Origin of the sequence: Saccharopolyspora gloriosae (assembly GCF_014203325.1) — a bacterium.
Lineage (GTDB): Bacteria > Actinomycetota > Actinomycetes > Mycobacteriales > Pseudonocardiaceae > Saccharopolyspora_C > Saccharopolyspora_C gloriosae.
In genome coordinates, this window is record NZ_JACHIV010000001.1 from 3,447,409 (window position 1) to 3,471,748 (window position 24,340).

General features: G+C 65.7%; 22 protein-coding genes and 1 pseudogene. 17 read left to right on the forward strand and 6 right to left on the reverse strand.

What is annotated here, in order from left to right; translation table 11 throughout:
• Positions 1–30 precede the first annotated feature (30 nt).
• From BJ969_RS15245 to BJ969_RS15290, 11 genes are all read left to right on the forward strand, one after another.
• Positions 31–321, forward strand: a complete 291-nt coding sequence (locus BJ969_RS15245) for a hypothetical protein (protein ID WP_184479583.1) — start codon at positions 31–33, stop codon at positions 319–321.
• A gap of 535 nt (positions 322–856) precedes the next feature.
• Positions 857–988 carry a hypothetical protein gene (locus BJ969_RS30590; protein ID WP_281398325.1) on the forward strand — a complete coding sequence of 44 codons (132 nt, stop codon included), beginning with the start codon at positions 857–859 and terminating at the stop codon, positions 986–988.
• 184 nt (positions 989–1,172) lie between these two features.
• Positions 1,173–1,526 (forward strand): SAV_915 family protein, encoded by a 354-nt coding sequence (locus BJ969_RS15250; RefSeq protein WP_184479584.1) that lies wholly within the window; start codon positions 1,173–1,175, stop codon positions 1,524–1,526.
• Positions 1,523–1,819 carry a hypothetical protein gene (locus tag BJ969_RS15255; RefSeq protein WP_184479585.1) on the forward strand — a complete coding sequence of 99 codons (297 nt, stop codon included), beginning with the start codon at positions 1,523–1,525 and terminating at the stop codon, positions 1,817–1,819. The genes BJ969_RS15250 and BJ969_RS15255 overlap by 4 nt, the downstream gene beginning before the upstream one ends.
• Positions 1,820–1,843: 24 nt before the next feature.
• Complete coding sequence (locus tag BJ969_RS15260) at positions 1,844–2,983, forward strand: WXG100 family type VII secretion target (RefSeq protein ID WP_184479586.1); 1,140 nt, start codon at positions 1,844–1,846, stop codon at positions 2,981–2,983.
• Between the two features lie 122 nt (positions 2,984–3,105).
• Complete coding sequence (locus tag BJ969_RS15265; protein ID WP_221315831.1) at positions 3,106–3,615, forward strand: hypothetical protein; 510 nt, start codon at positions 3,106–3,108, stop codon at positions 3,613–3,615.
• 941 nt (positions 3,616–4,556) lie between these two features.
• On the forward strand, positions 4,557–5,240 hold the full coding sequence (locus BJ969_RS15270) for a DUF6338 family protein (RefSeq protein WP_184479587.1): 684 nt from the start codon (positions 4,557–4,559) through the stop codon (positions 5,238–5,240).
• A 765-nt stretch (positions 5,241–6,005) separates the two neighbouring features.
• Positions 6,006–8,666, forward strand: coding sequence for a CHAT domain-containing protein (locus BJ969_RS30825; RefSeq protein WP_184479588.1), 2,661 nt, complete (start codon positions 6,006–6,008; stop codon positions 8,664–8,666).
• A 237-nt stretch (positions 8,667–8,903) separates the two neighbouring features.
• Positions 8,904–9,368, forward strand: coding sequence for an AbrB/MazE/SpoVT family DNA-binding domain-containing protein (locus BJ969_RS15280; protein WP_184479589.1), 465 nt, complete (start codon positions 8,904–8,906; stop codon positions 9,366–9,368).
• Positions 9,365–10,429 (forward strand): tyrosine-type recombinase/integrase, encoded by a 1,065-nt coding sequence (locus tag BJ969_RS15285; protein ID WP_425503555.1) that lies wholly within the window; start codon positions 9,365–9,367, stop codon positions 10,427–10,429. The genes BJ969_RS15280 and BJ969_RS15285 overlap by 4 nt, the downstream gene beginning before the upstream one ends.
• Positions 10,430–11,074: 645 nt before the next feature.
• Positions 11,075–11,464, forward strand: a complete 390-nt coding sequence (locus BJ969_RS15290; RefSeq protein WP_246456834.1) for a CBS domain-containing protein — start codon at positions 11,075–11,077, stop codon at positions 11,462–11,464.
• A gap of 92 nt (positions 11,465–11,556) precedes the next feature.
• Here BJ969_RS15290 and BJ969_RS15295 read toward each other — a convergent pair whose 3' ends face one another.
• Positions 11,557–12,288 (reverse strand): SpoIIAA family protein, encoded by a 732-nt coding sequence (locus BJ969_RS15295; RefSeq protein WP_343071422.1) that lies wholly within the window; start codon positions 12,286–12,288, stop codon positions 11,557–11,559.
• Between the two features lie 385 nt (positions 12,289–12,673).
• On the opposite strand from BJ969_RS15295, the gene BJ969_RS15300 reads away from it, so the two are divergent.
• Complete coding sequence (locus tag BJ969_RS15300) at positions 12,674–13,678, forward strand: zinc-binding alcohol dehydrogenase family protein (RefSeq protein ID WP_184485328.1); 1,005 nt, start codon at positions 12,674–12,676, stop codon at positions 13,676–13,678.
• 92 nt (positions 13,679–13,770) lie between these two features.
• Positions 13,771–14,480: pseudogene (gene ppk2, locus BJ969_RS15305) on the forward strand (polyphosphate kinase 2).
• A 53-nt stretch (positions 14,481–14,533) separates the two neighbouring features.
• Here ppk2 and BJ969_RS15310 read toward each other — a convergent pair.
• The 3 genes from BJ969_RS15310 to BJ969_RS15320 form a co-directional block, all read right to left on the reverse strand.
• Positions 14,534–15,415, reverse strand: a complete 882-nt coding sequence (locus BJ969_RS15310) for a universal stress protein (protein ID WP_184479592.1) — start codon at positions 15,413–15,415, stop codon at positions 14,534–14,536.
• Between the two features lie 152 nt (positions 15,416–15,567).
• Positions 15,568–16,254 carry a hypothetical protein gene (locus BJ969_RS15315; protein WP_184479593.1) on the reverse strand — a complete coding sequence of 229 codons (687 nt, stop codon included), beginning with the start codon at positions 16,252–16,254 and terminating at the stop codon, positions 15,568–15,570.
• Complete coding sequence (locus BJ969_RS15320; protein ID WP_221315832.1) at positions 16,182–17,186, reverse strand: inorganic phosphate transporter; 1,005 nt, start codon at positions 17,184–17,186, stop codon at positions 16,182–16,184. The genes BJ969_RS15315 and BJ969_RS15320 overlap by 73 nt, the downstream gene beginning before the upstream one ends.
• A 250-nt stretch (positions 17,187–17,436) precedes the next feature.
• Here BJ969_RS15320 and BJ969_RS15325 point away from each other — a divergent pair, with 250 nt between their 5' ends.
• Entirely contained in the window at positions 17,437–18,246 is an 810-nt protein-coding gene (locus tag BJ969_RS15325) for a universal stress protein (RefSeq protein WP_184479594.1), read from the forward strand.
• A 6-nt stretch (positions 18,247–18,252) separates the two neighbouring features.
• Positions 18,253–20,688: a glycoside hydrolase family 65 protein gene (locus BJ969_RS15330; protein WP_184479595.1), complete on the forward strand. Its 2,436-nt coding sequence runs from the start codon at positions 18,253–18,255 to the stop codon at positions 20,686–20,688.
• Between the two features lie 48 nt (positions 20,689–20,736).
• Here the strand turns inward: BJ969_RS15330 and BJ969_RS15335 are convergent, their stop codons facing one another.
• Both BJ969_RS15335 and BJ969_RS30595 read right to left on the reverse strand, forming a co-directional pair.
• A complete protein-coding gene (locus BJ969_RS15335) occupies positions 20,737–21,108 on the reverse strand; it encodes a CBS domain-containing protein (protein ID WP_246456839.1) in 372 nt (123 codons plus the stop codon).
• A 64-nt stretch (positions 21,109–21,172) separates the two neighbouring features.
• Positions 21,173–21,370, reverse strand: coding sequence for a ubiquitin-like protein Pup (locus BJ969_RS30595; RefSeq protein WP_184479596.1), 198 nt, complete (start codon positions 21,368–21,370; stop codon positions 21,173–21,175).
• 225 nt (positions 21,371–21,595) lie between these two features.
• Here BJ969_RS30595 and BJ969_RS15345 point away from each other — a divergent pair, with 225 nt between their 5' ends.
• Positions 21,596–23,611, forward strand: a complete 2,016-nt coding sequence (locus tag BJ969_RS15345; RefSeq protein WP_343071423.1) for an APC family permease — start codon at positions 21,596–21,598, stop codon at positions 23,609–23,611.
• Between the two features lie 88 nt (positions 23,612–23,699).
• Complete coding sequence (locus BJ969_RS15350; RefSeq protein WP_184479598.1) at positions 23,700–23,960, forward strand: DUF1876 domain-containing protein; 261 nt, start codon at positions 23,700–23,702, stop codon at positions 23,958–23,960.
• Positions 23,961–24,340: the final 380 nt, after the last annotated feature.

Consider the following 24,340-nt stretch of genomic DNA (forward strand, 5'->3'; position numbering starts at 1 on the left):
CGCGGCCCAACTTCACCAAGGAGCAGCCGCGTGTCCGACACGATCCAGTGGTTCCAGTACAAGCCCGGCCTCGTCGGCGAAACCCAACGCGTCACCCACTGCACCCGCATCACCGTCGGAGACCGGATCCGCTCTTGGTGCCGCCGCGAATTCGACGTCTCCGCCGTCGAAGAGGCGGCAGAGCCCGGCGCAGAGCCAGGTCCCGGCCAAGTCGCGCCCTGCGGACCGTGCGTCCCGTGTCTACTGCTCGCCACTGCTGCAACCGAGCAATCCCCGGCCCAGCCACCCGCCCGCGCCGCGCTCGCAGTCGGGCATCCATAACTAGTCATGTGCTGCCGATACGCCTGGATGACCAGCGTCCGCGAATCCCGCTGGCACCTAGTCCCGATGTCACGCAGCGGGCCGACCCCCGCCGCCGTATGCGGGCACCGCCTGCGCTCTCCCGTTCACCGGCGGCTGGCCGAGACACCACCTCTCGGAACTGGACGGCTGAAGCGCACGCTCTGCGACGCCTGTCAGCACTCGGCTTGTTCGGAGGCGAGCGGGATCACGCCCGCGTGGCACCCGCGAAATGGCCGGGACGCCGTCCCTGTCCCGGCAACGGTGTCTCGCCACAAGCCGCTGACGGCATCCACGGGACAGCAAGGACGGACGGCCCGTGCTGTCCCAAACCTCAAAACAGCAGTTCAGCGGCATGAGGACGCTGTCCCAGGCGTTGAAGCCCGAGCTGTTCGCGGGACACCAATGGGACGGACGAAGGACACCCCAAAGAGCGCAGAAGTCGGGACCGTCGGCTCTCTCGGCAACACGCACCGGAGTCGACGCCTCACACAGCCGACGGAAAGGAAGCAGAGCCGTGGACGAGATCGGCGAAGAGCAGCCAGCGATCGTTGGCCCCCCAATCCTGATCCGGGTTCAGACGGACTTCGTTGCGGCCGGTGTCGGCAACGAAACGACCGAGACACCCGAAGGCTCAGCGGAGGAGTGACTCGGCTCAGACGGATCCGAGTACCCGCCATCGCAGCGGTGTTCCGCAGCGCCAAACCAGAGTGATTGATCCAATCGGGTTACCTCGCAAGTCCGCCACCCACGTTAATGATCTCGTGGGTATGGTCCCGACCTGGATCGACATCTGGAGGGATGCCCGCTTGGTTTATGGAGACCGAGACTTCATGCGAGTGCATGAGGACGCTGCGCCATCGGTGATCGGAGCCGAGCACATGGCGACGCTCGATGGTGACGACGATGTACCGGAGACTGCCTATGTCCCGGCCGCGCGAGTGACCAAGCGGGACGCTGAAGTGACCTTGGAACTACGGCAGACCGCTTCGGGAGACCGCGCGCTGCTGGCGTTCACGTCACTCAAAGAGTTGGTCGAAGGATGCGGTGACGGACAGGCGTGGGTCGCGGTCCGCGGCTGGCAGGTAGAGGGCTTGCGGGAGAAGTCCGGGGCCGATGTGATCCTGTGGGATGCGGCGCTACCGATCGAGGAGCGCCAGGCGAGGTTCCAGGAGGGCAACCGGTGAGCGGCAGCGAAGTCGATCCCGCAATCCTGGACGGGCTGGCCAGCAAGCTGCGCAACGCCAGCGCAGATATGGAAGGCGCGGCGACGGCTCCGCCGGAACCTCAGGCTGGTGTGGTCACCGGCGCCATCATGGGCGCGCTGGCCCAATTGACCGAGGCACTGGGCAATGTCGTGACCGGCGCAGGTGCAGCAGGAGACTCCGTCGCAGAGAGCCGCGTCGTGTACGTGGACACCGACTACGACCAGGCGGCTGCCTTCCACGCGCAGGAGCTCCAGGCCGAGCAGCCGCGCTAAGAATCTTCGAGGGGGAACACCGCAGTGGGGCTGGATACCAAGGTCGAGGGCGATCCGGAAAGCCTGACGGCCACGTGCGATTGGCTGCGTGAGCAAGCCGAAGGAAGTTCCTCGACCGCAGACCAGGTGCACTCGGTTCGCGGTGAGTCCGAAGCCGGGTGGGGCGAGTCCGCCGGTGAAGCGTTCCGCAACCTCATGACCCAGTTCGGGCGCATGACCGACGACGTCACCGGTGCTCTGAACGACACGTGTGGAGCGCTGGAGACGCACAGCGACGACTTACGGACCGTCCGAACCAAGATGCAGCAGGCTCGCGACGTAGCCGCAGCAGGCGGTCTGGAGATCAAGGGCTACGAGATCCAGGAACCGGGGCCTGCTCCTGCGAATCCGACTCCGCTGCCCACGGACAAGCCAGCAACCCCGCAGCAGAAGCAAGACCACAGCGCAGCGGTCCAAGCTCAGGGAGCTTTTGAGAAGAAGGCGCAGGCTTACGCTCAGGCTTCGCAGATCGTGAAGGATGCCCGCAAAACGGAATCCGACTCCCAGCACGTCCTGATCCGCTTCCTGTCCGGAACCCTGGACCCTGCGAAGCTCTCGCTGACCTTGGCCGACATGTCAACGGGTATGGCTGGCGCGATCGCGGTCCGCACCACCAAGTTCCGCGAGTTCGCCGAATCTGCCATCAGCAAAGCCGAACGAGCCGCCCACCTCACCTCCAGCCAGAACCTCAGCCTGGCCAACCGGACCCAAGCCGCGCGCATCCAGATCACGAACGACCTCGCAGCCAAGGACGCGATGGATAACGCGACGGCATCACGTGCAGCCCGTGTCATCGACCGGTTCCCGCCGAAGATCCAAGCGGGCATCCGCGTTCTGGACAGAAAACTGGTACCGAATCCGCCCAAGTCAGGAAGTCCCGTACTCAAGGGCGCAGGTAAGATCGCATCCAAGCTGCCGTGGATCGGACTCGGGATCACAGCAGGCGGCGTCGGCTATGATATCGGTCAAGGTAAGGACCCGACACAAGCCGTTGTCAGCGGGGGCTCCTCGTTCGTATCCGGAGCTGTCGTCGGAGCTGCAATCGGTGGACCGGTCGGCGTCGTCGTCGGCGGCGTAGTGGGAATCGGCGTCGGCTTCGTGGTCGACGAGATCTGGCCAGACTGAGAAACGCCGATGATTTCCTTGTTGAGAGGCTGAAGTTGCCCGAAATCGCGCCCAAACCAAACTCCCTCACCGGGAATCCTCGTCCGCCGCGCGCTCCGGTCTCCGCCGATTACAGCGGTGACGTGAAGAATGACCCGGATCGGGCTGACTATCCGGCAGCCCCAGAAGGGCACGGGCCAGTGCTCGAATGGCACCAAGGCCGTGCCTCGACATCGATACTAGGTGGATTCTTTCTCCTGCTGATTCTTTTTTTGTTCATGTGCCTTCGGGATTGGGGAATCAGCTGGATGAGCACCTGGTGGCTGTGGCTCTTCATCGCCTGGCCTCCATTCGTTTTTTACTTCATCGGCAAAAGCGTTGGCATTTCCGCAGGCGCCGACTGGTTCGCAGTCAAAACCGGCTACGTCGAAACCTACGAACTAGCCCAGGTAAAAGTGGTCGGAACTAGTGGAGGACTCGCATGGGATCTCGAGCTCAAGGACAAACAAGGAAACGAGTTATCGATCAACCTGCGGGAGATCCAGACTAATCGCGACCTCTGGGATCTTGTCTACAACGGAATTGTCCACTCAGTACAGCGGGGCAGCGCAAAAACCAACACCCGCGCCTTGGATAAACTGAAGTTGCGGTAGGCTTGTTTCCCACTCTGCCTCTATGCTCGGGAATCGACATACTACACCCCAATTCAAACGTGCCTGTTTTTTTAGCTAGCGCATGGTCCGTCGGTCCAGCAGCTAGCGCGCCTGCGCGTTATCAACTCCCTATCTGGAAAGGTCGTTTTTGGCTCTATGCAGGGCGACCCGAAACTGTACTTAAGTTGTGATCAGTACCCCACCAGACATAGCACGTTTCGCGGCCCTCAGGACGGTCGAGACACCTTTGGCTGAATTTCACATTACTCGGACACCGACAGCTGTACCCGGGTGACTATCGTTGGCGGATGACGGACCAGTACCGTTTCTCGCAATCTTGGCGAATTCAGTTCATTGACTTCCTCGTTCGGCCTCGCGCTGTCCCCGCCAAGGCGCACCGAACTGCATCAGGACACCGGTCGACCTCTACGGAAGCGCACCTGGTGGCGTCACAGCCAAGCCTGAAACGCACCAACCGAAACGTTCAAGTCAGCTTCGGAAGGAGCCCGGACCACACCTGCCGCCCGTCCACCGGCACGTCGGCGAGCCAAACGATTCAGATAGCCATGCGCCTACCCGGTGTCCACGGCGCATCCCGATCAGCTCAGCCACATCCTCCACTCCCTCGATGACCAAGAAAAATAGCCCAGAGAACACCAATTTACGAGCTGGCAACAGCGTACCGGTCTCACTCTGTCGCCATACGGAGTAGCCATACGGAGCGACCGACCGAAACGGGCCGCCGCCACCAAAACAGGCCAGAGCCGTTAAGCCGACAGCCCTCTCCCGCCGATGCGGCACTAACCTCGTCGTCAAGCGGTACCCCGATCGTCAACACCACCACAGACTCACCCGACGCTTAATCATGCTGAAAGTGTCCCCCGAGATCTGGGCGTACGGTACAGTATCCCTGAGTGATTGACTGAATACCCGGAGGCGCTGTGAAGACGGTTCCCTCAAGCTTATTGCAAGTGGCGTTCATCGTCCTGATCGTACTACCCGGGGTGACTTACCAGTTCCTCCGGGAACGCTGGCGAGGACCAGTTCCAGCCGAGCAAAATTTCGGGCAGCGTGTACTGCGAGCAATTACTGCATCACTGGTGCTGGATGCCTTTTACGTCATTATCGCTGGGCCGCAGCTGTTATTCCTGGTACGCGGCAACCTACCTACCGGGTTCGATGGATTGACGCAGAATATTCGGACAGTGGGCGTGACCGCTATGTTATTATTCACCGTCATTCCTGCCATTGCCGCCGGTGCCGTGTCGTGGTGGGAACGACGACGACTGGGCGCCACCTTCCGGGGGGTTCCAACCGCCTGGGACCATACTTTTCGAGACCGAGGGCCGTGCTTCGTTCGTGCCCGACTAGCGAATGGATCATGGATTGGCGGCTGGTACGGAACGCGTTCGTACGCTACATCGTACCCACACGCGGGTGAAATTTTCCTCCAATCAGCTTGGCAAATGGATCAAAATGGTAGGTTTATGCGCAAAACTAACGACAGCGCTGGGGTGTTCTTTCGGATAGACGACATCGAAATTCTCGAACTACTCGATCCCCCCTCGCATCCCGATATGCACAAGGAGACGGATTGTGAACAAGAAGCGGCAGCTAACGCCTGACGAAAAGGCACTCCTCGTCAACGGAGGGCCAGGTCGCGGCTACGTTCCGAAGGGCGATGATGATGAACCCGATGAAGCTCCCTCAAGTCCGGGCTCACCCTCACCCTCACCCTCCAGCGACGCAGACCAGTAACCCTGCGACCAGCCGAAGCCAATTCACCTCAAACGCTATTGCCAGAAAGTGACTCAGGGAATTAAGTCCAAGATAGATACAAACCCTGTGGTTGCCCTTCTGGTGTACCCCTACCTGCACTGTTGGGCGCGTGACCAATCGTAGCTCTTAATTGGCCGTCATCATTGAGTTCGATTGGAAGCAGCCTCTCTCTACCTGGAAGGGCACAAGGATTGCCAGACGAATCAGTGAGAAATCCAGGACAGGATCGGGTACGAGCTGAGCTGCTCTCCGCCGTGGTCGATCGGCTGCGGCGGGTCGAAGATACGTTCGCTCTGTCACCGGTCTTGGAGCCCGCAGCGCTCGACCAAGCGCGACAATTAGCCGATTTGCCGTGCTTCGCCGAAGGGGATGTCGACGTGCGGTATGCACTGGGCTGGTTTTACTGGTTACGACACCTAGCATTGTCCGGGACGAAGAGGCAGACAGCACGGGACACTGCCATGCGTGTGTTTCGCCCCTGCTTCATCGTCGGAGCCCGCCGCCTTCCGGAGCCGCTGCGACCTGACCTCGCGAAGGCCACCGCACCAGTAGCCGACGCCTTACTTGAACGGGCACGTACTACGAAGGATCTCGACGAGGCCACCTGGGCCGTGACCGTGTGGAAACGCCTGGTGCGTGCCACGCCCATCGATCACCCGTCCCATGCGGTCTTCCAGACCAGCCTTGGAATCGCTTTGGAGGTTCACTTCAAGAATGGCGGTCAGCTGCGTGACCTTGACGAGGCGGTCAGGGCCCACCGGATCGCCGCGCACCTGATCCCTGCCAATCAACCCAACCGGTGGAAGGTAATAACTAACCTGGCCAACCAGCTGCATTCCCGCTCCGTACACACTGGCTCACCGGAGGATTTGAACGAGGCGATCCGGCGCGGTTGGGAAAGTATCGCCACCATATCCGACGAGTCAAAGCACCTGGCTGGGCCACTAATCAACGTTAGTAACGCACTACAGACGAGGTTTGAGCGCACTGGCTCCGCCGACGACCTTGACACGGCTATCGAAGCGGCACGGCGCGCGGTGGAGGTTACTCCCGCCGCCTGCCCTGAGGAGGCACTTGCGCACGCCTGTCTCGGGGGTGCGCTTATAACGCGGTTTGGACGTACCAATACAAGGAAAGATCTTGACGAGAGCGTCAACGCGTTCGAAGTGACGCTCAAAGCCACACCAGCCGATCATCCGAGTCTGGCTGGGCGCTTGTCTAATCATGGATCCGCACTGCTCACCCGGTTTAGCCGTGTCAACGATGACGCTGATCTACGTAGAGCGATCGATGACCTACGTAGTGCAGTGGCAGTCACCCTCGCAGGCCATCCTAGTCGTGGGGGGTACCTGATAAAATTGGCAGCAGCATTGGATGAATACGGCAAGCTGACGGGCCAACCGCCTGCGCTGGATGAGGCTGTCCGGATCGCCCGCGAAGCTATCGATACCACCCCCGAAAATCATCCGAGTCGGGGTGGACACTTGATTGGCCTCGGAAACGCATTGCATGTCCGATACGACTTCCTGGGGGATCCAGCGGACTTGGATGCCGCCATACGGATATATGAGGACGCGGCTAACGATACTGGCTTGTCGCCTTCGGTACGCATCGAAGCAGCACATGAGGCCGCCAGGCATCTGGTGGAGTCTGAACCTCATGAGGCAGCGGTGCTGATGGAGAACGCTGTCCATCAGCTGCCGGAGTTAGCTTCGCGCCATATGAGGCGTGTCGACCAACAACGTGCACTTGACCGGCTTCCCGTTCTCACTAGCGATGCTGCCGCCCTTGTTCTCGCCCATGCATCCGGAACCTCACACAACCGCGCTGTTCGAGCTCTACAAGTGCTTGAGTCCGGGCGCGGCGTACTTCTTAGCCAGGCGATGGAGGTTCGGGATGACCTCACCGAGTTGCGTCATCGGCACCCAGAGCTGGCAGCAAGGTTCGTCGATCTGCGCAACCGACTCGATCAAGGCGTTGACGATATATCCTCTTTCGTCCATTTGATTGCGCAGCGCAAGTCGGGAATCGACCCGCAGAGCCGGTATCAACTTGTCACCGAATTCAATAAGGTTCTCGCGCAGATTAGAGCAAAGAACGGATTCACATCATTTGGCCTTCCACCAAGCTTGGACGAAATCCTCTCTGCAGCGACGGAGGGCCCGGTCGTGATGTTCAATGTCAGCCGACACCGCAGCGACGCTATACTGATCACAGCAGCTGGAGTTACCTCAACGCCCCTTCCTGGACTGGAAATCCGCGCTCTAATCCGCGCATTCGAATCCTTTCACCAAGCCGTGCATACCTCCATGCACGACAGCATAGACGCCGTGTACGACGCCCAGACGACTCTGACACAGACCCTGGAATGGCTTTGGGATGTGGCTGCCGAACCGGTCTTGGAAGCACTCGGGTTCCACGATCAACCCTTACCCGGAGAGCCATGGCCGCGGGTGTGGTGGGCGCCGGGCGGCGTCCTCGGACTGCTACCCATCCATGCCGCCGGCTACCACGACGATCCCGCCGGAAAATCAGACCGGCGCACCGTCTTGGATCGTGTCGTTTCCTCCTACACGCCAACCATTCGCACCCTGCATCACGCCCGCGGGCGGGCGTTGGCAACAACTACTTCACACCATGCATTGATCGTCGCGATGCCCACCACGCCTGGACAGATGCCGCTAGCCCATGTACGAGCAGAAGCCACACGGCTGGCGAATCGCCTACCCAACTCGGTCACACTTATCGAGCCCGAAACCGAGATATGCAAGGAAGGCGATCAGGGGTCGCGCCCGACTCGGGAGCGTGTTCTTAGCCATCTCCCCGCGTCTCCCATCGCACATTTTGCTTGCCACGCCATCACTGATCCTCGTGACCCGTCCGAGAGCCGACTGCTGCTTCACGACCACAACACCGCGCCACTAACTGTGGCCAGTCTCGGCCCCCTCAATCTCGACCAAGCCCACCTTGCCTATCTGTCAGCATGCAGTACATCAGTCGTGCACACGCCCGGGTTGGTCGACGAAGCCATCCACCTCACCTCCGCGTTTCAGGTGGCCGGATATTCACACGTGGTTGGCACGCTCTGGGAAATCCACGATCAAGTCGCTGAAGAAGTGGCTGACACCTTCTACAGTAAGCTAATTAATGATCACTACGGCCTTGACGCGAAACGCGCCGCGTATGCCCTCCACCACACAGTCCGCGCGGTACGAGACCGACTGCCCAATACCCCGTTTCTGTGGGCTGCCTACCTCCATGCGGGGGCCTAGCACTGAAGCGACACGTCATACGATTCATGCCTGCTAGGCGCATTGCTGCGGCCCTCAATCCTTTTCGGGAAGGATAAGGCGTGTGGTTAGCGCGCAACTCCCCCCTCGGACACCAGTGGGTGGGATCCCTCCCACACATTGCGAAGCAGTACAGCAATCGACATGGCGGTGTGGCGCAGTGCGCCCGCCGCCATGTCGCATTGAGTCGTCGGTCCCGTGGCTGCGGGGGTGATGACCGTGGCTGAAGCGAACGTGCCCGCAGTCGTGCCGCGGCAGTGGACTGGTAGCGATCATGCCGGGCCGGTGTCAGCCCAGCTTCTGCCCGTGCCTGATCTGGCTGCGGTGCACAGCGGTCCGAGCACTGTGTACCGGATCGCCGCGGTCGACGAGCGAGGGCGCATCGCCGAGCGTGCAGTGGTCCAGGCATTGGAGTGGGGCCCTGGCCAACGAGTGCGGTTCGATCTGCTCTCGGCCACGGCGCTGGTGCTCCGGCCGGAACCGACCGGGTTGTTCGGCCTCACCCGACGAGGCCACATTCCACTGCCTGTCCCAGTGCGGCGGTGGTGCCGCGTGCAGGCAGGCGATCGGGTGCTGCTGGCCGCCAGCGCGCAACGCGGCCTGCTGGCCATCTACACCATGGCCGCCCTGGAATCCATGATCAACGAGTTCCCCCTCCCGAATGACGGGGGTGAGCGGTCGTGAGTACCGGTTCGGACAAGCCTGCGGGCGCCGCGGAGTTGCAAGCGGCACGGGTCGTGCTGGAACGGATGGGAGTCTCGCCGCAAGACCTGCTCGGTCCGTCCGCACAGCGCGCTCCGCTGCCGACGTTCGCCGACTACATCCCGAAAGTGTCGGCCGCGGTCTCCCAGGGCACGCGACGGGTGTACGACTCCTACTGGAAGCGAATCGAGCAGCAGTGGGGTGATCGACGCCTGGACGAGCCCACACCGCTGGAAATCAAACAGCTGGCCGAGCACGTCCGGGAGCATGTGGTATCGCGGCGCAACGCGCGCGGCGGGCGCAGCGCCGCTGAGCACCTCATCGCAGCGCTGCGGTGCCTGTACCGGCACGCGGTCGCTGACGAGCTGATCAGCGAGGCCGAGAACCCGGCGAAGCGGGTGCCGAAGCCACGCCGGCTCCCCAGCACCCGGCGCGGACTACCGGCGACCGGCCTCGAAGAGGTCCAGCGGATCGCAGCCACCACAGGCAACGACCCCGCGTTGGACACACTCCTGCTGCGACTGCACACCGAGACGGCATGCCGACGGGGAGGCGCACTCACCCTGCGCCCGCACGACCTCGACGCTGACCAATGTCTGGTCCTGTTGCACGAGAAGGGCGATACGGTCCGCTGGCAGCCGGTGTCGCCAACGTTGATGTGGCATTTGCTCGCCCACGCCGAGGAACGCGGCGCGTCCGTCGACGGTGGACAATTGCTGCGATACCGCTCCCGTGCGCCGATCACCTCTCGCCGCTACGACCACTTGTGGAAACGAATCGGCTCTCACCTGCCGTGGGTGGCCACCCAGCAGATCAGCACGCACTGGCTTCGCCACACCACCCTGACCTGGGTCGAACGCCACTTCGGCTACGCAGTAGCCAGAGCCTTCGCCGGGCACACCAGCACCAGCGGAGACACCGGCACCACCACAACCTACGTCCGCGCCAACCTCGACGAAATCGCCACCGCCCTCGCAGCACTCACCAACGAACCCCACCCACTCGCCCCCAGCACACCACGACGGGAACAACAGCACGGCTGAACTTCATCCACACATCCACACATCCGCCTACGCCTTGGCCCAGACCTAGGCGTAGGCGGTTCGAGTTAGTTGGTCGCCCCCAGCCGTCGATCACGACGTCGACTCGTCCGGAACGAGCGAGGCGTTATCAAGCACGGGCACGCGGTTACAGCTGGCCGAGACGATCACTGTTCGCTGGTGCGCTCGCCGCAGGGGAGATGAGCAACGCGGCTGCCCTCGAACTACTCGCACGCGATTTGCGGATAAGTCATCCTGGAAGTAGACGCCCTTCAGCTTTTCCAGTCCTACCGGCGTTGCATCGCCGGGAAGTGCGAACGGTGGCCACGGGGGTCGGTTCCCATGCGAAAGCGGGAGATCGAGCAGACCATCCGTGCACGGCTTGCCATCGACATTGTCGAGGCAGTCAGCTGAGGCCGTGTCGGTCAGTACGCCGCCACCTCGAAGAGGACAGCATCCTGCCGTTGTTGGCTCCCGGCGACAACGGCCGTCGATCGGCTCGACGTGGGTCCATCGACTCTGGCATGGGGCGAAGTTTCACCTGAGCTTCGAATGACCTGCACTCGCATATCCGATCCGTTCCGACTTGCACATGCGGACGGCTGAACCACCGGAGGGCTCATGACCACGGATCGTCGGAAAGCGTCGATGCTCGGCGCCCTGGAGCTCGCGACCAGTCCCGTCGTCTCGGTTCGAGGCGGAATCGGCGCCATGGATGCTCTTCGGGAGATGTACGGCCACGGGGTTCACCACCTGGCAGTGCTGCCGGAGACGACGCCCGGTCTCGTCACGACCACGGACCTGCTGTTCGGCATCGCCGCTCGGAGACCCGGCGAACAGGTGCCGGTCGAAACGCTGTGCCGGAGGCCGGCGCCCAGCGTGGCGGTCGGTGACAGTGGTGCCGTCGCCGCCGAGCGCATGATCGAGGCGGGCAGCGATGCGGTGCTGGTCCTCGAAGGTGCACGCGTTCGCGGCGTGCTCACCGCGGTGGACCTCGTCCGCGCGATAGCCGCCGGACAGCATACCGCATCGCCGTGAGCACCGCGGTCCTTCGGCAACGTGGAGATCACCAGCGTGCCGGCACGTTGGAGGAGTTCGCGGCCTCGCCGCAGCGGAGCCGTCCGAACACCTCACCGGGTCGCCGGAGCGCCGGTGGTCCAGGAGACGGCCTTGTCCAGGTCTTGGTAGTCGAACTTGGCCACCTCCGCATGAACGAAGTGCTTGGCGAGGTGTGGGACGATGTCGCCGAGCACGCTATCGGCCGCCAGCGCCACGCGTTCGATCTTGCGGTGGTGGTCGTGGACGAACCGGACGTGGCGAATCAGGCTCGGGAGGTTCTGCCAGCCGGGAAACGCTCGAGCGTGCACCACGAGACCGCGCAAGTCGTTGTGCTGTTCGATCCAGGCATCCACGGTGACGGCCAGTGCGTCGAAATCCTGCACTCGCAACGGTTGCCGCACATCGATGACGAGGACACCGGAGTCGGCGTCGAGTCGATGCGCGACACCAGGCCCTTCGGGTAGTCCGTTCAACCAGGCGACCGCCTTCTCCCACTCGTCGCCGTTGAAGACCCGTACCGGGCACGACACCAGGAATGCACCGAGCCTGCTCAGATCGCGGATCCAGCCGATGTCGGTGACGACGGCGCAGCCTTCGAACAACCGCAGCGACGCCAGGCCGACCTTGGTGTCCTCCCACATCGCGGCCGGCGAGAAACCGTGCAGCTCCGGGCCCGCCTGGTACAGCAAGCGAATGCGCCGGTTCTCCCGCCTCGCAGCGTCCAGCAGCGGTTCGACCACGCGCTGATAGTCCTCCTTCGTGACCGTTCCGCTGGCGCGGATCGCGTCGATCCCGTGGGGCACTTCTCGGACCGTTTCCAACATGACGTCCCCCGACCGCGTTGAGCTGATGACGCCCTCGGGACAGGAGGCGTATCAGTCGCGTCGTCGCTCGCACTTCTGCCGTGTCCCAAGGGAGTGAGGCGATGAGTATCGGCACTGGCACGCGGCGCGTTCCAGGGTTGAGAGTCCCGAATCGCCGATGGTGCCGACCGGTCTCGTCTCGGGTGTCCTCTGCACGTCGTCACTGGGCCGCTGCCGCTGACGGAACCAATTCGGCACTGGAGCGCGGTGGAGGCCGATGGGCCCTGGCATCACGGGCCGTTGCTCCGGATGGTGAGGCGGCAACGGTGCCGAGCAGCCGGTGCGGGACGCGCAGGAGATGGGGATGGCTTTCGTCGACGAGACCATGAACGCGTGGGTGGTGGACGAGCCAGGTCCGCTGCCGAGCTCGCCGATTCGCTGGAACCTGCGGCCGGTGCCGAGGCAGAGCACCGGCGAACTGCTCGTGCGGGTGCTGGCGTGCGGGGTGTGCCGGACCGACCTGCACGTCGTCGAAGGAGATCTGCCGGTGCGCACCCGTGGAGTCGTGCCCGGTCACGAGGTGGTCGGCGAGATCGTGGCCTGCGATCCGGCGAACACCGGTTTCGACGTGGGCGAACGGGTCGGCGTGCCCTGGCTGCGCGAGACGTGCGGGCATTGCGAATTCTGCTTGCGCGGAAAGGAGAACCTCTGCCCCCGGTCGCGGTACACGGGCTGGGACGCCGACGGCGGCTACGCGGAGTTCCTCACGGTCCCCGCCGGCTACGCCTACCGGTTGCCAGGTGGGTACTCGGACGCGGAGCTCGCTCCGCTGCTGTGCGCGGGCTTGATCGGCTACCGGGCGTGGCGGCGCGCCGAGGTCCCGGTCGGCGGGGTGCTCGGGTTGTACGGGTTCGGGGCGAGCGCGCACCTGACCGCGCAGGTCGCCATCGCGAGCGGTGCCCGCGTGCACGTGCTCACCAGGGCCGCGCGAGCACGCGAGCTCGCGCTGGACCTCGGCGCCGCCTCTGCTCGCGCAGCGGCCGACGAACCCCCTGAGCCGCTGGACTCGGCAGTGCTGTTCGCACCGGTCGGTGAACTCGTGCCGGTGGCGCTGGCGGCCCTCCGGCGCGGTGGCACGCTGGCCGTCGCCGGAATACACCTCTCCGACATCCCCGCACTGGACTACCACCGGCACCTGTTCTACGAACGCGACCTGCGCAGCGTCACGGCGAACACCAGGGCCGACGGCCTGGACTTCCTGCGCTTCGCAGGCCAGCACCGCCTGCGGGTGACCACCACGCCGTACCGGCTCGACCGGGCCGACGCGGCGTTGCGGGACTTGGCGGCGGACCGGGTGGACGGTGCCGCGGTTCTGCTGCCCGGTGGGTGATCGACGTGGCGGGCGAGCCGCGCCTGGCCGCGCCGACCTATCGCGCGGAGCTGCGGCGGCTGCAAACGGAACTGGTCAAGCTCCAGGAGTGGGTGCGCCGCGAGCGGCAGCGGGTCGTCGTGGTGTTCGAGGGCAGGGACGCGGCGGGCAAGGGTGGTGCGATCAACGGGTGACCGAGCACCTCAACCCCCGCGGCGCGCGGATCGAAGCGCTGCCCGTCCCCGACGAGCGCGAACGCACCCAGTGGTACTTCCAGCGCTACGTCGAACGACTGCCCGCCGCCGGGGAGATCGTGCTGTTCGATCGGAGCTGGTACAACCGTGCGGGCGTTGAACGCGTCCTCGGTTTCTGCACCGAACAGGAGTATCGGCGGTTCCTCCGGCAGTGCCCTGTGTTCGAGCGGTTGCTCGTCGACGACGGCCTGCTGCTGCACAAGTACTGGTTCTCCGTGAGCCGCGCCGAACAGCTCCGACGCCTGCGTCACCGGGCGCACGACCCGCTGCGCAGGTGGAAGCTGTCCCAGGTCGACGTCGAATCGGCACTGCGCTGGGACGACTACTCGATCGCCCGCGACGAGATGCTCGTGGCCACCGATACCGACGAGGCGCCCTGGTTCCTGGTCGACAGCGAGGACAAGCGCAGCGCCAGGATCAACATGATCGCGCACCTGCTGTCCACAATCCCCTACACCGATCTCGACGTCCCCAGGATCGCGCTGCCGCAGCAAGTCGTCGCGAGCCGCCAGCACCGACCACCGCGGGAGCGGTTCCGGTACGTGCCGGACCACGCGTCCACCTTGTGATCGGAGATCGCCCCACACGCCGGGCGATCTCCGGCGACCACGACCGCTGCTGGTCAGTGCACGATCGCTACCGCGCACGGCGCGTAGTGCACGATCGCGTGGCTGGTGGACCCCAGGACCGTGGCGCGCACCAAGGAACGACCGTGCCGACCGACCACGACCAGGTCGGCGTCGTCCGCGTGCCGCAGCAGGATCTCCGTCGGCAACTCCGTTGTGGTGACCTCCGGGTGCACGTCGACGTCCGGGTACCGCTCGCGCCACCCCGCGAGCGATTCGGCCAAATCGCGCTCGCACGAGCGCGTGATGTCCGTCCAGTCCAGCTTCCAGTCCCCCGCAGGCGGAATCGCGTCACGAGGGAACTCGTCCCACGCGAGCACGGCGACGAGAGCGGAGCCGTGCCGCGCGGCGTGGTCGAAGGCGAATCCCACCGCACCGGTGCTCGCCCGCGAACCGTCGACCCCGACCACGACCTTCCCGCTCGGTTCGTCGCCCTCCCCTCGGACGACGACCACCGGCACGGATGATTTCCGCGTCAGCTCATTCGCGGTAGAACCCAGCAGGACTTGATGCAACCGGCCGTGCTCTGAGGAACCGAGCACCAGCATCTCGCCGCGCTCGGAGGCATCGTGCAGCACGGTCGCCGGGTGCCCGAGCCGGACATCGCTCGTGATGTCCAGCTTCGGCCGGTGGCGGGCGCACTCCTGGACGAGGTCGTCCGATTCTCGTTCCGCGCTGGCGCGCAGCGGCCCGAGGTCGACGGATTCGGTCGGCAGGTGAATCCGTGTGAGCTCTTCCAACGGCGCGGAGAAGGCGCGCACGAGTTGCACCCGCCGACCACGAAGCTCCGCTTCACGGCACGCCCACATCACCGCCCGCCGTGCTCCCGGTGTCCCGTCGAAACCCACGACGACCGGTCCGGACTGCCCGCTGATCATGAAGCCTCCCGGAGAAGTACTCCGGCGAGCATCGCATCGGGGAACGCTGAGGCGGAACGGACTTTGGCCCGTAGGCACCGGGCGTCGGTGACCGGAAAAGAACCCGGCCGGTCGGGTGCGCCCCGGTTCCACCTCTGCGCAAGGCGGTGAGATCACTCGGTCTTGCTGACCCCGTACCAAATGCGATGCAGGACCCGTGCCGTCGCAGTGGTGGCGTGCTCGGCCCGCCGATACAGCTCGCGACGCCGAATCTCCGTTCTCAGGTCGACTTCATCGTTCAGCTCGATGATCGCGGCGCGGTAGGCGTGCTCGGCCGGCTCCAGCAGCCGAGCGGCTTCATCGGCCACGTCCCCGGCATCGGCGTGCGGCAACCTGGCCACCGCACGACGGCACATCCGGTTCGCCCCGGCGATTCCCCCCACGATCTCGGTGATGTTCGGATCGGGTGCCACAAAGGTGAGCTCGGCCTCCTGCACCAAGCGGTGAACGTCCTCGACCAGTTCGGCGAGCCGCTGGGCCAACTCCAGGATGTCTTCGCCTTGGAGCGGGGTGCTGAACCGTTCTCGGACCGCGATGTGCAGCTCTCGGCGCTGGTGTTCGACCTCTCCGGCCAGCTCGCGGATTCGACCGGCGGCCTCCACGGCGGCGATGTGTTCGTGAGCCCACTGGACGAGCAGCTCCACCGCGGCGCACGACGTGTCGGCCTGGGCGCGCAACATCGCCAGCACATCGTGTTCGGGAGGCAGGAACCACGCTCGCGGCAGCTTCATGCGAACAACCCCCACACCGGTGTCAGACCAGCGGCGAGCACGGCGGTCACCGGCATCGTCACCAGCCATGCCGACCCCATCTCCTGCACCACGGCCCACCGCACGCGATGACGCCGATGTTCCGCCCCGACGCCGACCACGCTCGCCGCGACCACGTGCGTTGTGCTCACCGGCGCCCCCGCGGAGGCCGCCGCCAGGATCACCCCCGCGGAGCCGCCTTGGCTGACCAGGCCGTCCAACGGCCGCATCCGGTAGATCCCGCGGCCGAGAGTGCGCACGACTCGCCCGCCGCCGACAGCCGTTCCGAGGACCAACGACAGTGCGGCGGCGACCTTCACCCACACCGGCACCCGGAACTCCGCCAAGTGCCCTTCCGAGACGAGGAGCAAGGTCATCACTCCCATCGTCTTCTGCGCGTCGTTGGTGCCGTGCGCGAAACCCAAGGCCGCCGCGGTACCCCACTCGCCCACCCGGAACGCCCCTTCGACACGACGCCGTGCACTGCGCAGACCTGTGCGGGCCAGCCGACCGCACACGCCACCGACCACGGCGCCGACCACCGGGGACACAGCGAGTCCCAGGAGCACACCGAAGACGCCCGACGCGCGGCCGTCGTGCCAACCGCCCCAGTGCACGGCTGCCACTCCGGAGGTCATCGTGCAGGCCCCCACGAGCCCGCCCACCAGTGCGTGCGAGGAACTGGACGGCAACGCCCACCACCACGTCGCCAGGTTCCACAAGATCGCTGAGGTGAGCGCGGCCCCCACCGACGCCACCACCAAGTGGCGCGGCAGCGCGACAACGCCCCCGACCGTGTCCGCCACGGCGGTGCCCACCAGCAGCGCTCCGGCGATCTGAGCGGATCCGACCACGAGCACCGCGGGCCCGGGACGCATCGCCTCCGTCGCCACCGGCGCGGCGACCGCGTTGGCCGCGTCGTGGAAACCGTTGGTCAGGTCGAACACCAAAGCCAGCGCGATGACCACGACCAGGAACAACACCCGTTCAGTGTGGGCGACGGCGCCCCATCCCACTCGACGGCGGAAGCCCCTCGTCAGGCTCTCCGCTCCAGGCCCGTTCGGACCGAGGCGGTGCGTCCGACGACCGGCGTTCGCATGATCGGGCGCAGCTCGTCACCCGCATCGTCTCCGCCGCCCCCGGGTACTCCGACATGCCGTGGCACGGCTGCTTTGCCAGCCTGGCAGGGACGTACGGAGGTGGCTGATGGCGGGCGGTGGGCGACAGTGTGCGGTGGGGGTGGACAACGCCGCCCCTTCGGAACGCGCCGTCGAGTGGGTGTGCGCGAACGCCCTCCTCGATAGGGACGAGCTGCTCCTGGTCGCGGTGGAGGCCGAAGCGCACCCGGACGAGGCCGTCCCGGAATGGCTCGGGGACCTCGCCTCCCGGTTCAGGCGTCGTCATCCCGGCCTTCGCGTGACCGCGCGGACGGCGACCGGTCACCCGGTGCCGTGTCTCGTGGAGATCTCCCGGCGCTCAACGCTGCTCGCGGTCGGATCACGCGGTCACGGAGCTTTCCACGACGCGCTGCTCGGCTCGGTGGCGCTCGGAGTGGCGATGCGGTCGGCCTGCCCGGCTGTCGTCGTCCGCGGCGAGACCGAACGCGTGACGCACGAGACCGTCGTGGTCGGTATCGACGGGTCGGCTGCCGCCCGGCGGGCACTGGAGTTCGCCTGCCGCACCGCCGAGGCACTGCGCTGCGACCTCATGGCGGTGCAGGCATCTCCGGACGCGTACTTCATCCCCGGCCCTTACGAGCACCCGGACCGCGAGGAACTGCTCGGACGCGCGGAGCGGCTGCTCGCTGAGGAACTGGCGGGCACCGGACCGGAACACCCGGACCTCGTCCTGCGAGGAGTCACCAGTTCCATGAACCCGATCGACGCGCTCGCGGAGGCCGCCAGCGGCGCACGCCTGCTGGTGGTGGGTCACCGCGGTGCGGGCGGTTTCTCCGAGATGCTCTTGGGGTCGGTGTCCCGCGGAGTTCTGCACCGATCCCCCTGCCCGGTCGCCGTGGTGCCCGGCACTCGGGACTTCCGGTGATGGCGGATGACCGATGAGCACCTATGGCGGTTCAGCGGCCTGGACCTCGACGACGTGGGACGGCGGGAAGCGTTGTGCACGCTCGGGAACGGGTACTTCGCCACGCGCGGAGCCGCGCCGGAAGCGGTGCGCGACGACGTGCACTACCCCGGTACGTACGTGGCGGGCTGCTACGACCGCCGAACAGCCGAGGTCGCCGGGCAGGAAGTCACGAACGAATCGATGGTGAACCTGCCGAACTGGTTGCCGCTGACGTTCCGCTTCGACGACGGCGCCTGGTTCGACCTTCGCCGATTCTCGCTCGTGGAGCACGAGGTCGAGCTGGACCTCGAACACGCGCTTCTCCGGCGGCGCTGCCGGTTCCGCGACGACGCAGGCAGGACCACCAGCCTGCTCCAGCGCCGCATCGTCCACATGGGACTGCCACATCTCGCCGCGCTGGAGACGACGCTGATCCCCGAAGATCACGCCAGCACCATCACCTTCCGCAGCGGGCTGGACGGCCGCGTGCGCAACTCGGGTGTCGCGCGCTACGAAGAAGTGGAACGTCCGCACCTGACCGGTTTCGACGCGCGCGAGCTCTCACCCGACACCGTGCTCTTGAGCGCCCGCAGCGCCCAGTCCCGCATCTCGGTCGCCGAAGCAGCGCGCACCCGGGTCCGGCTCGACGGCCGTGAACTGTCGCCGCTGCGCACTGTGATCGCCGAAGAGGACCTGATCGCCCACGAGTTCGCCGTGACCGCGGGGCCGGGACAACACGTCCAGGTGGAGAAAGTGGTCGCGCTGCACACCTCGCGCGACGCCGCGATCTCCGAACCGGCGGCCGAGTCCGCCGAGCTGTGCGCGGAGGCGGCCGACTTCGACGCGCTGCTGCGCTCGCACCGGGCGGCGTGGGCCCGCTCGTGGCGAACCTTCCACTTCGACGTTCGGGGCTCGGCAGAGATCCGGCGCAGCGTGCGCCTGCACGTGTTCCACCTGATCCAGACGATCTCGCCGAACACCGCGGACCTCGACGTCGGGGTTCCCGCACGAGGACTTCACGGAGAGGCCTACCGCGGGCACGTCTTCTGGGACGAGCTGTTCGTGCTGCCCGTGCTCACGTTGCGCGCCCCAGACGAATCCCGCGCGCTGCTGATGTACCGCTACCGCCGACTCCACCAAGCCCGCCGCACCGCGCGCCTCGCGGGGAGCACCGGCGCGATGTTCCCCTGGCAGAGCGGCAGCAACGGCAGGGAGGAAAGCCAAGCGCTGCACCTCAACCCGCGCTCCCGGCACTGGTCGCCCGACCACACCAGCCTCCAACGGCACATCGGCATCGCGATCGCGCACAACACCTGGCGCTACTACCAATCGACAGCGGATGAGGCGTTCCTCAACGACTTCGGCGCGGAACTGATCTTGGACACCACCCGGTTCCTCGCCGGGCTCGCCCGCTACGACCCGGCACGGGACCGGTACGTCGTCGAAGGCGTCGTCGGCCCCGACGAGTACCACACCGCCTACCCCGGTGCCGCAACGCCGGGAATCAACAACAACGCCTACACCAACGTCATGCTGGCCTGGCTGTGCCGGACGGCGTCGACCGTGCTCGACATGCTCTCGGCGCACCGCCGCCGCGAACTGACCACCGAACTCGGCTTGCACAGCACCGACATCGACCACTGGGACCGGCTGTCCCGCAAGCTGTTCGTGCCCTTCCGCAACGGCATCCCCGACCAGTTCGAGGGCTACTCCGAACTGGCCGAACTCGACTGGCGCGGCTACCGCGACCACTACGGCGACATCCGGCGGCTGGACCGCATCCTGGAAGCCGAAGGCGACGACCCCAACCGGTACCAAGCCTCCAAGCAAGCCGACGTGCTCATGCTGTTCTACCTATTGTCGGCCGAAGAGCTGCGCGACGTGCTCGACCGCCTCGGCTACCCGTTCCCGCCGCACCGCATCCCCGAAACGATCGAGCACTACCTGCGACGCACCAGCCACGGATCCACCCTCAGCGCGGTGGTGCACGCGTGGGTTCTGGCCAGGGCGAACCGCCACCAGGCTTGGGAGCACTTCCACCGCGCACTGGACTCCGACGTCCACGACACCCAAGGCGGCAGCACCAGCGAAGGCATCCACCTCGCCGCCATGACCGGCACCATCGACCTGCTCCAACGCTGCTTCGCCGGAATCGACGCCCGCGACGGCGCGCTGCACCTCAACCCGTGCTGGCCGCAGGAGCTCGGCGAGCTGAAGCTCGAACTCCTCTACCGGGGCCACCCCCTGTCCATCACGGTCACCGGCCGCACGGCCGTGGTGCGCGTCGGGCTCAGCTCGGTCCGCACCGAGTTCAGCTGCGCTTGTGGTGGACGGGAAGCGTTGCTGCGGGGCGGTTCGGCCGTGCGGTTCTCCTTGGAGCACGGCGTCCCCGCCCGCACCGACGTCAGCCACACGCCGTAGCCGTCTCCACGACCAGAGCCCGGCCAGGCCGCACCACGGCGACCTCCTTCAGATCCACGCCTCGACAGCGAGGAGATCGCGCATGGACACGACCCCTACGACGGTGCTTCCCTTGACCACCGGCATGTGCCGGACGCCGGTATCGAGCATCCGCCGGGCGACGTCGAGCGTGTCGTCGTCCAGCTTGGCGGAGGTGACGTGTTGCGATGCGAAGTCCGCGGCCGTCGCGTGGTGCGGAGATGCCTGCTGCGCGACGGCTCGTGTGATGTCGCGTTCTGAAATGATGCCGACGATGATGTTGCCATCGACCACCGCGAGCGAACCCACGTGGTGTTCGGTCATCGTCGAGGCCGCATCGGGCAGCGAGTCCGTGCTTGCGCAGGTCAGTGCTCCGGGGTGGTACGCCTCCGAGACGAGCATGAATCCTCCCTGTCCTGTGCCGTGACGACCGCCCGAGCGGAGTGAGCGAACGGCGGCGACGCGGCTACTGGCCGCCCTTCTGGACGTAGGAACGCACGAACTCTTCGGCCTCCTCGTCCAGGAGTGCATCGATGTCGTCGAGCACGGACTCGGTGTCATCGTCGAGCCCCTCCCGCCGCTCAGACCCCGCTGCGTTCACCTCGGGAACTTCCGTCTCGACATCTCGATCGTCATGCCGGTGCTTGTGCTCGCCTCGACGCATCACGCACTCCGTCCGCCGCTTCGCGGTCCGATTCCGAAGTCGAGCGTGCCGCCGCCCGGCTACTGGTGTGCAGGGCCTATCGACCCGCGTGGGCGGACGGACGTGTCCAGCAGTTGCCGCAACGTCGAGCAGCGGGAGATCGGGCTTCTCCTGTGCCTAGCACACGGCCTCGCACGGGAGAGTTCTGAGCAGCGTCATTGCGGCCAGCGCCCCTATGCTCCAGACGTGCGGGGGGCTGCGACGTGGTTGAAGCGATTGGCCGTGGGACGGCCGGTCCGCAGCGACCAGGTCGCGGAGACGTTGTTGCCGAAGCGGCTGGCCCTCCCCATCTTCGCCAGCGATCCCTTCTCCTCCGTGGCTTACGCTAGCCAGGAGATACTGCTGGTCTTGGCTTTGGGCGGGGTCGCGGTGCTGCACTTGGCGTGGTGGGTGGGCGCGGCGGTGGTGCTCCTCCTGGCCGTCGTGACAATCTCCTATCGGCAAGTCGTGCGCGCTTACCCGTCCGGTGGCGGGTCCTACGCCGTGGCCTCGGAGAACCTCGGGCCCGCGGCCGGGCTGGTCGTGGCCGGGGCACTGATGGTCGACTACGTGCTCACCGTGTCGGTGTCGGTGTCGGCGGGCGTGGACAACATCATCTCCGCGTTCACCGAGCTGAACCCGTACCGGGTGGAACTCGGCGTCGGGTTCGTCGTCGTGCTCACGGCGTTGAACCTGCGCGGCATGCGCGAGTCGGGTCGCGTCTTCGCGTGGCCGAGCTACCTGTTCATCGCCGGTGTGCTGGCCATGACCGCCACCGGATTGATCAGAACGCTGGCAGGGGCCGCCCCCGTAGCCCAGAGCGCCGCTTACGACGTGCGGGCGGAACACACCTCGTGGACCACCTTCGCGCTGCTGTTCCTGCTGTTGCGGGCGTTCGCCTCAGGATGCACGGCCCTGACCGGCATGGAAGCGATCTCCAACGGCGTTCCCGCCTTCCGCAAGCCCAAGGCCGGCAACGCCGCGGCCACGATGGCCGCGACCGGGCTGATCGCGATCACCATGTTCGCCGGGATCACCGCGCTGGCGCTGATCAGCGGAGTGCACTACGCGGAGAACCCCTGCGACTTGATCGGCCTGCCCGGCGACTGCGCGAACGAGCCACAGCGCACCGTCATCGCTCAGATCGCGGCGGCGGTCTTCGGCGGGACGACCAGCCCGGGCTTCTACTACGTGCAAGCCACCGCAACGCTGATCCTGATTCTGGCCGCGAACACCGCCTACAGCGGGTTTCCGTTGCTGACCTCGCTGCTGGCACGGCACCGCTACATGCCGCGCCAACTGCACACGCGCGGGGACCGGCTGGCCTTCTCCAACGGAATCGTCCTGCTGGCATTCGCCGCAGCAGTCCTGATCTGGCTGTTCGAGGGATCGACCACCCACCTCATCCAGCTCTACATCCTCGGCGTGTTCACGTCGTTCACCCTCGCCCAGGCGGGCATGGTGCGGCACTGGAACCGCGAACTGGCCTCGACCACCGACCGGGCAGGGCGGGGACACCGGCACCGCGCGAAGCTGATCAACGGAGCGGGCACGGTCATGACCGGTCTAGTGCTGGTAATCGTGCTGATCACAAAGTTCTCCCACGGCGCCTACCTGGTCGTGATAGCCGTACCGACGCTGGTCGTGCTGATGCGCGGAATCCGCGGCCACTACGACCGGGTCCAACGCGAACTCGAACCGGAGGACGAGGACACCGTGTTCCCGGCCCGCGTCCACGCGGTGGTACTGGTCTCCAACGTCCGCAAGCCGACCCTGCGCGCACTGAGCTACGCACGTGCTACCCGCCCGGACGATCTCACCGCGATCACGGTGAACGTCGAGGACGCCGACACACGGCTCCTGGAGCAGGCGTGGCAGCGGCGCGAGATACCCGTCCCACTCAAGGTGCTCGAATCGCCTTATCGGGAGATCACCCGGCCCGTCGTGCAGTACGTCCGGAATCTGCGGCGGACCAGCCCGCGTGAGGTGGTCGTCGTCTACATCCCTGAATACGTCTTCGGCCGCTGGTGGGACAACGCGTTGCACAATCAGAGCGCGCTTCGGTTGAAGACCCGGCTGCGATTCGAACCCGGAGTCATGATCACCAGCGTGCCTTGGCAGCTGCCGTCCTCCCACGACCGCTACCACGAACTCGAACGCCGCAGGCCCGGCGAACTGCGGCGCGGCATCACCGGCCCGAACTCAGGTTTTCCGCACCAATAGCGACAACAACCACAGGGCTTTGGCCCCTGTGTACTCGCCCGAAGACCACCGCACCCTGATGACCCCGGTGACGAGAACAGGAGGGACCATGCGCACGGAACGATGGACGGTGCTGGTGAACATTTCCGAGCACAGCGATCACACGTCAGCGGACGCCCGTCTGCACAGCCGCGACGACATCGCGGGCAGAGGACTGGCCAGACGCAATCCCAGCGATACGGACATTCCTGAGATCGGCGCGGAGTTGGCGACCTCCCGGGCACTGTCAGACCTCGCCCACCAACTGCTCGACGCGTCCATCGCGGACGTCGAACAGGCGACCAGTCACCCGGCGACGTTCCGGAGCTAGGGCTCGACTCTGGCCTCGGCCGAGTCCGAATCCGCTCGCCGCGCTTCTTCGCCGCAGGTGACGGCGGCCGGGACTCTCGTCGCCGGCTTCCGTGCGACGTTGGGTCGGAAACAGAAGAATCGGCCGCGAGGGCCGGGTGGCGACGTGATGGCGCAGGTCGGTGACCGGTCGCCGAAGGTGTCCGCTCCGACGACCGCAAGGGCGGTTCGTCGAAGCGCACGCCACGCGGAGCACCTCCTTGCGAGGTGCGGTGCCCGCGAGCGGTATCCGGACGCCGTCGTGGACCGCTTCGTCGAACGCGAACCGACCGCGACCGAATCGCTTGCGCACGCGGCGGGAGTCCACCTCCTCGGAGTGGGCACCGCGGACGCAGTGGGTTC

What these genes read in the sequence shown, in the direction of transcription:
- BJ969_RS15250 (WP_184479584.1), top strand. Translation starts at nt 1,173, where the DNA reads ATGCGAGTGCATGAGGACGCTGCGCCATCGGTGATCGGAGCCGAGCAC.
- BJ969_RS15290 (WP_246456834.1), top strand. Translation starts at nt 11,075, where the DNA reads ATGCTCGGCGCCCTGGAGCTCGCGACCAGTCCCGTCGTCTCGGTTCGA.
- BJ969_RS15300 (WP_184485328.1), top strand. Translation starts at nt 12,674, where the DNA reads ATGAACGCGTGGGTGGTGGACGAGCCAGGTCCGCTGCCGAGCTCGCCG.
- BJ969_RS15310 (WP_184479592.1), bottom strand. Translation starts at nt 15,415, where the DNA reads ATGATCAGCGGGCAGTCCGGACCGGTCGTCGTGGGTTTCGACGGGACA.
- BJ969_RS15315 (WP_184479593.1), bottom strand. Translation starts at nt 16,254, where the DNA reads ATGGCTGGTGACGATGCCGGTGACCGCCGTGCTCGCCGCTGGTCTGAC.
- BJ969_RS15330 (WP_184479595.1), top strand. Translation starts at nt 18,253, where the DNA reads ATGACCGATGAGCACCTATGGCGGTTCAGCGGCCTGGACCTCGACGAC.
- BJ969_RS15335 (WP_246456839.1), bottom strand. Translation starts at nt 21,108, where the DNA reads ATGCTCGTCTCGGAGGCGTACCACCCCGGAGCACTGACCTGCGCAAGC.
- BJ969_RS30595 (WP_184479596.1), bottom strand. Translation starts at nt 21,370, where the DNA reads ATGCGTCGAGGCGAGCACAAGCACCGGCATGACGATCGAGATGTCGAG.
- BJ969_RS15350 (WP_184479598.1), top strand. Translation starts at nt 23,700, where the DNA reads ATGCGCACGGAACGATGGACGGTGCTGGTGAACATTTCCGAGCACAGC.